7 protein-coding genes are annotated in these 5,710 nt (G+C 75.1%); 2 read left to right on the top strand and 5 right to left on the bottom strand.

The genetic code is table 11. The features are described 5' to 3' along the window. Positions 1-34: 34 nt before the first annotated feature. The 5 genes from ACFU7Y_RS38745 to ACFU7Y_RS38725 all read right to left on the bottom strand — a co-directional run bounded on the left by ACFU7Y_RS38745 (position 35) and on the right by ACFU7Y_RS38725 (position 4,169). A complete protein-coding gene (locus ACFU7Y_RS38745) occupies positions 35-157 on the bottom strand; it encodes a hypothetical protein (protein ID WP_263455795.1) in 123 nt (40 codons plus the stop codon). After that, on the bottom strand, positions 157-306 hold the full coding sequence (locus ACFU7Y_RS38740) for a hypothetical protein (protein ID WP_224284960.1): 150 nt from the start codon (positions 304-306) through the stop codon (positions 157-159). The genes ACFU7Y_RS38745 and ACFU7Y_RS38740 overlap by 1 nt, the downstream gene beginning before the upstream one ends. Continuing rightward, positions 306-449: a hypothetical protein gene (locus tag ACFU7Y_RS38735; protein WP_224284959.1), complete on the bottom strand. Its 144-nt coding sequence runs from the start codon at positions 447-449 to the stop codon at positions 306-308. Before ACFU7Y_RS38735 ends, ACFU7Y_RS38740 begins: the two co-directional genes overlap by 1 nt. 127 nt (positions 450-576) lie before the next feature. Beyond that, the gene (gene lanKC, locus ACFU7Y_RS38730; protein WP_380771175.1) at positions 577-3,171 is read right to left on the bottom strand and encodes a class III lanthionine synthetase LanKC; all 2,595 of its coding nucleotides are present in this window, start codon (positions 3,169-3,171) and stop codon (positions 577-579) included. A 230-nt stretch (positions 3,172-3,401) separates the two neighbouring features. Further along, a complete protein-coding gene (locus tag ACFU7Y_RS38725) occupies positions 3,402-4,169 on the bottom strand; it encodes a UDP-N-acetyl glucosamine 2-epimerase (protein ID WP_380771174.1) in 768 nt (255 codons plus the stop codon). Here ACFU7Y_RS38725 and ACFU7Y_RS38720 point away from each other — a divergent pair. Together ACFU7Y_RS38720 and ACFU7Y_RS38715 are read left to right on the top strand one after the other, a co-directional pair. Next, on the top strand, positions 4,150-4,857 hold the full coding sequence (locus ACFU7Y_RS38720; RefSeq protein ID WP_380771173.1) for a choice-of-anchor P family protein: 708 nt from the start codon (positions 4,150-4,152) through the stop codon (positions 4,855-4,857). The genes ACFU7Y_RS38725 and ACFU7Y_RS38720 overlap by 20 nt on opposite strands. 367 nt (positions 4,858-5,224) lie before the next feature. Beyond that, positions 5,225-5,707 (top strand): hypothetical protein, encoded by a 483-nt coding sequence (locus ACFU7Y_RS38715; protein ID WP_224284817.1) that lies wholly within the window; start codon positions 5,225-5,227, stop codon positions 5,705-5,707. Positions 5,708-5,710 lie beyond the last annotated feature (3 nt).

The following is a 5,710-nucleotide window of genomic DNA, read 5'->3' as shown; positions in this document are numbered from 1 at the left end:
GGACCGACGGGCACCCGCGGCCGCCGACTGGCGGTTACTTCTCGGCCTCGACCGGGCCGTCCACCCAGTCGTGCGACTGGGTGCTGAGGAAGCTGCTCGCCAGGGCCGACGGTGCGGTGTCGCTCTCAAGCCCCTGGAGGGCCAGGATCTCCGACATCAGTGCGTCCTCTCCTCGTTGGTCACCGGCGCCTCGAAGCGCAGGTGCGCGGCGCCGCTCCAGTGGCTGGGCGGCAGCTCGACGGTGGGCGGGTAGGTCGCCGCGCCCGTCTCGGTGTCGAGCCCCTGGAGGGCCAGGATCTTCGACATCAGCGCGCCGTCTCGTCCGAGACGGGCGCGTCGAAGCGCATGTGCAGGGCGCTGCTCGTGTGGCTGGGCGGGAGGATGGTGCTGGTGTAGGCCGACGTGCCGGTCTCGGTCTCCAGCCCCTGGAGCGCGAGGATCTGCGTCATGGTCCGTTCCTTTCGGTGATGTGGTCCCGGCCACCGGGTGGTGACCGTCGTGCTCCCCCGGCACGGGGCCGGGGGAAGTCCGTGATGCCGGGCAGCGTCGTGCGGTGCCGGGCGTCGATGGCGGGTGTCAGGGCCGGGCGAGGTCGGTGATGCCGGGCAGCGGCACCGGGCCGAGCACCGCCTCGTGCAGTGCGGTCAGGACCCCGGCCGCGCCGGTGGCCAGGTCCGCCGAGAGCCGCATCGAGCGGCGGCCCGGGAAGGCCAGGTGGCCGCGATGGTCCATCACGTGCCACTCCAGCAGCCGCAGGTGGCGGTCGGCCTCCGCCCGGTGCCCGGTCCTGAGCTGGTGCAGCAGCAGCCCGGCCCGGCCCTCGAACAGGCCCGACGCGGCGACCAGCTCCGGGCGGCAGGCGCGCTCGGCGGCCGTCAGCGCCTCGGCGAACCGGGCGGGCAGCCGGTCGGCGCCGGTGCGCCGGGCCAACTCGGCGATCACGCCCGCGGTGCCCACTCCACCCGCGGCCAGGTACGGGAGCTTGCGCCGGTAGCGGTCCTCGACCAGGAAGAGCATCCCGTCGGTGATGTCCGCCTCGTCCAGCTCCCGGCCCAGCGCCGCCTCGGCCGCCGTCAGCCAGACCGGCTCGCCGGTCTGCCCGTGCAGCCGCAGGAACAGCGAGGCCTGCCCGCTCCAGCCGTCCAGCAGGCCGCGCAGCAGCGGCGCTCGCTCCTCCCGGGCCAGCTCCTGCCCGAGGGCCAGGGCCCGGTCGGCGAGGCGGTCCTGGCCGAGTGCGCCGGCCAGGTCGAGCAGGCCCAGCGCGATGCCCGCCCGTCCGGAACCCAGCCCCGGATCGAGCGGCGGCTCGGCGTCGAGCAGCCGATCGACGAGTGCGCCGGCCGCCTCCGGCGCACCGAGGCGGGCCAGTGCCCAGGCGATGCCGGTCAGCCCGTCGTACAGCCCGGACGGCAGGTCGGGCTCCGCGTTCGCCCGGGCCACCAGCCAGTCGGTGTGCTCGGCCGGGGCGGGCCGGCCGCAGGCCCACAGCGCGTACAGCACGCCGGCCGTACCGTGGGCGAGCCCCAGGCCGTTGTGGACCGGACCGAACTGCTCGACGTCGCCCGGGAAGAGGCGGTCGGTCCGCTCCGGCGTGGCCGTCGCCAGGATGCCCGCGGCCAGCGAGTCCAGCACAGGGCGCCAGGCCTCGGTGTCCGCCGACGGGGCCTGCGGCCAGGCCGGCCGCGACGGCCCGGGGCCGCCGTCCGCGGCGTCCGGCCGGCGCTCGGTGGCGCCCCGCGGCAGCCGCCCACCGGCCGCCCGGTGCAGCTCCTCGGCGACCTCGGCCCCGAAGCCGGGGTCCACGGGGTAGCGCGCGGAGATCTCCCGGCCGGCCAGTTCGGCCTTGCCGGAGTCCAGTGCGAGCAGGTTGTTCACCGGCAGGAAGAGGTAGAGCCGCAGCGCGGCCAGGGCGTACGCGTCCACCGCCGTGCCGCGCCGGGCCGTGGGGGAGACGAAGCCCGGCGCGCCCAGCGGGGGCGCGGTGGCGTCGTCGGCCGGGAAGGTGATCTCGAAGTCGACCAGGGCGCAGCGCCCGTCCGGCCGGATCAGCACGTTGTTGGGGTGGAGGTCGGCGAAGACCAGCCCGCGCTCGTGGAGCGCCGCCAGCATGGCGGTGACCTGGTCGATCACGTCGAGCGCCCAGCTGGTGTACTCGGCCAGCTCGGCCTCGTCCGGGTCGGGGTGGGCGAGCGGGCAGGTGCGGGTGAAGACCTCCTCCAGCCGCTCGCCCTCGATGTACTCCTCGACCAGGTAGTGGTGCTCCCAGACCTGCCGGTGTTCGTACAGCGCGGGCACGAAGTCCAGCCCGGCCAGGGCCTCCAGCACCCGGCGCTCGCTCAGCAGCCGCTCCACCGCGTCCCGGCCGGCGTAGTCGAGGCCGGCGTGCGGGCGGGCCTCGCGCAGCACCACCTCGCGGCCGTTGCGCTGGTCGGTGGCCCGGTAGACGCCGCCGCCGTTGGAGAAGTGCAGCGCCTTGGTGACCTCGAACGGGAACTCGGTCGTGCTCTCGGCCTCCCGCTCGGCGTCGGCGGCCAGTTGGGCCGCGACGACCTCCGGCACCGGCGCCCAGTCCGGCACCGCGAAGACCGTGCCCCGGACGTCCGGCACCGGCTCGCCGTCCGGCCCGTTCATGGCCGGCACCCGCTGGCCCTTTTCGTCGGTGCAGTAGCGCTGGACGTACGAGCCGTAGCGCAGGTAGAGCGGCCCCTCCCGGTAGCGCAGGTCGCTCAGTACGTACGGGCCGGGGACGCCCTTGAGCAGGGTGGACAGCTCGTCGAGCACCTGCGCCAGCCGGGCGTCGTCCTCCGGGTAGAGCGTGATCAGCTTGCCGCTGGAGCGGCGGTCGGCGTACTTGCCGTTCGCCATCTGCACGGTGGCCCGGCCGCGCAGGAATTTCCAGGTCAGCTCGTGCTCCAGGCAGTACGCCAGGACCTGGTCGATCACCCGCTCGGCCTCGTCCGGGGTGGCCGAGACGTGCACCTTCCAGCCCTGCTCGGGCAGCTGCGCGTGGGGCGGTCGCACGTGCACCCAGGGGCCGTGCTCGCCCCGCAGCCAGCCCGGCGGCAGCGGGGCGGAGGCGGCGGCGAACCGGTCGTCCGGGTGCTCGGCGCGGGCGGGTTCGTCGTAGAACAGCGGGTCGGCGAGGCAGTGGCGCTCGTAGCGGTCATCCACGGTGCCCGCCTCAGCCCGCGGTCCGCGGCCGGTACGTGTCCGCGCCGGTCCCGGTGGCCGCCCGGCTGTCGGATGTCGTCGTCAAGGGAGCCCCCCGGGTGCAGTGGATCCCGCCGGTTGCGGGCTGCTTCCGACCTTGCCAGCCGGTGTGCGCAGGGTCGACGGGTCGGATCCGCCACCTTCCTGCCAGGGGCTCCCGACGGTCGGGGTGGACCGCGTCGGCGGTCCGGTCAGCGCCGGGGGCGGGCGGCCGCGGCCGCGACCGGGGCACGGTCGAGGGCGGGCAGCGGTGCGGCGGGCTGCTCCGCGGGGCGTTCGGCGGGCCGTTCGGGGGTGAGGTAGCGGCTGCGGACCGCGGCGACGATCTCGGCGCTCGCCTGCCCGGTGCCGTAGGGCGAGGGGAGGTGCGCCAGCCGTTCGGTGGCGGCCTCGTCGGCGAGCAGGTCCCGCAGGGCGCGGCCGAGTTCGTGGCCGGGGCGGGCGAGCCGGGCGAAGCCGGCCCGGACGGCCTCGGGGCGCTCGGTGGAGTTGCGCACCACGACGAGCGGGCGCTTGAGCACCGTGCACTCCTCCTGGACCCCGCCGGAGTCCGACACCAGCAGGCGGCAGTGGCGGGCCAGGGCGAGGAAACCGGCGTGGTCCAGCGGCTCGATCCGGCGCAGCCGCGCGATCGGGCCGCGCAGGCCGGACGCCTCGACGGCGGCCCTGGTCCGGGGGTGCAGCGGCAGCAGCACCGGCAGGTCGAGGGCGGCGAGCTGGTCGAGGATCTGGGCGAGCCGCGCGGCGTCGTCGGTGTTCTCGGGGCGGTGGATGGTGGCGAGGACGTAGCTGCCGGGGGTGACGGCGTGTTCGGCCACGATGCGGTGGGCCTCGGCCTCGCCGGGCAGGGTCTCCAGGGTCGCCTCGACGACGGTGTTGCCGGTGATCACGACCCGCTCCGGTTCGATCCCCTCGCGCAGCAGGTGCGCCGCCGCGGTCGTGGTGGGTGCGCTGTCCACGGCCTCCCCGGCGTACGCCGCGCTGCCCGCCCCCGTGGCCGACGCCTACGTCGTCTCCACGCAGGCGCTGGGCGGGGTGGTCGCCGTCGCGCCCTCGCCCGAGTCGGCCTACCCGTCCGGCGGCACCCGGACCCTGGTGGGCCTCGACGTCGGGCCGGTCGCCACCACCTCCGTGCTCACCGCGACCACCGCCGGGAACCCCGTCGACGGCACCGCGTCGGCCTCCGCGACGGTCGACAAGCTCGGGCTCGACCTCGGCGTCGCCTCGGTCGCCCTGACCGGCGTCAACTCGACCTGCAACGCCACCCCCACCGGGGCCACCGGCAGTGGCCTGATCGCGGGCGGGACGGTCACCGTCGGCCTTCTCCCGGTCAGCCTCCAGGCCAACGCCCCGGCCGACACCAGGGTCGACGTCCCCCTCGTCGGCTCGATCGTCCTCAACGAGCAGACCACCGATGCCGACGGCGTGCTGACCGTCAACGCCGTCCACATCACCCTGCTGCCGTCGTTGAACGGCGCCAACCTGGTCATCGGCCACGCGCAGTGCGGCGGGGCCGAGCCCGCGGCCGCGGTCCCGATGATCAACCCGTCGGTCGCGGGGACGGGTGGTGGGGCGGTGCTCGCCGGCATCCTGGCCACCGTCCACGTCCGTTGCCGCAACGCCAGGTCGGCCGCGTCGACCGTCTGACGGGAGGGAGGACGGCCGGCCCGGGAGCGCGAGCCGGCCGCCCTCCGCCCGCCGCCCTCCGCCCGCCGCCCGCCGCCGTCAACCCGACTGCCGGCGCCTCGCTCTGACGTGTGAGGCGCGGCCTGTGGGTGACGGTGAGTGGGCGACAGGCCCCGAGTCACCGCCACCGTGCCGCCCCGGCCCGCCCGGGGCGGCCCCTGCGTACCCGTCACCGCGGGGTGCCTGCGGTCGGATCCGTCGGACCCGTCGGATCGCTCGCCTACCCTTCGAACGGACCGGCCGTACCGGCCGTGGCCGCTCTAGGAGGAGTCCTGTGTCGTCCTGCGACCCCCAACACGCTCCCGTCGGTGACGTGAGCGCAGCGCTCATGGTGATCGACTCCCGGCTCAAGGCCGTCTACGACGGAAAGTCCGGGACGGACCCCGAGCACCAGCGGATGGTCGACCAGCTCACCGCGTCCTTCGGCCCCGAGGAGGCCGAGGCGCTGGTGGAAGGCGCCTGCACGCTCGTGTACATCTACATGAACTGGCTGCGATCGGCCTTCGAGCAGCACGAGGAGGACGTGGTCGAGCACGCGGTCCCCAACCTGGTGGCCACCATGCGGATGATGCCGAGGACCTTCCCTCCCGAGGTCATCCCCACCATGGCCGGCCTGCTCATCGCCGCCGGCACCGGCCTGAGCCCCAACCTGTGGCGCGCCCAGTACGGACCCTGGACGAAGGAGGAGATGAACCCCCTGGAGGCCACGGCGGTCCTGCTCGCGGAGTACATCAACCGGATCTCCGGCAACGGCAACGACTTCGCCACCAAGCTGGTCACCGACGTGCTGTCCGAGGCGGACCGGGACTGAGGC

The sequence above is a fragment of the Kitasatospora sp. NPDC057542 genome, from assembly GCF_042801945.1.
Lineage (GTDB): Bacteria > Actinomycetota > Actinomycetes > Streptomycetales > Streptomycetaceae > Kitasatospora.
The sequence above is the reverse complement of the archived record's forward strand: the minus strand, read 5'-3'. Positions and strand labels throughout refer to the sequence as shown.

What these genes read in the sequence shown, in the direction of transcription:
- ACFU7Y_RS38745 (WP_263455795.1), bottom strand. Translation starts at nt 157, where the DNA reads ATGTCGGAGATCCTGGCCCTCCAGGGGCTTGAGAGCGACACCGCACCG.
- ACFU7Y_RS38740 (WP_224284960.1), bottom strand. Translation starts at nt 306, where the DNA reads ATGTCGAAGATCCTGGCCCTCCAGGGGCTCGACACCGAGACGGGCGCG.
- ACFU7Y_RS38735 (WP_224284959.1), bottom strand. Translation starts at nt 449, where the DNA reads ATGACGCAGATCCTCGCGCTCCAGGGGCTGGAGACCGAGACCGGCACG.
- ACFU7Y_RS38715 (WP_224284817.1), top strand. Translation starts at nt 5,225, where the DNA reads ATGGTGATCGACTCCCGGCTCAAGGCCGTCTACGACGGAAAGTCCGGG.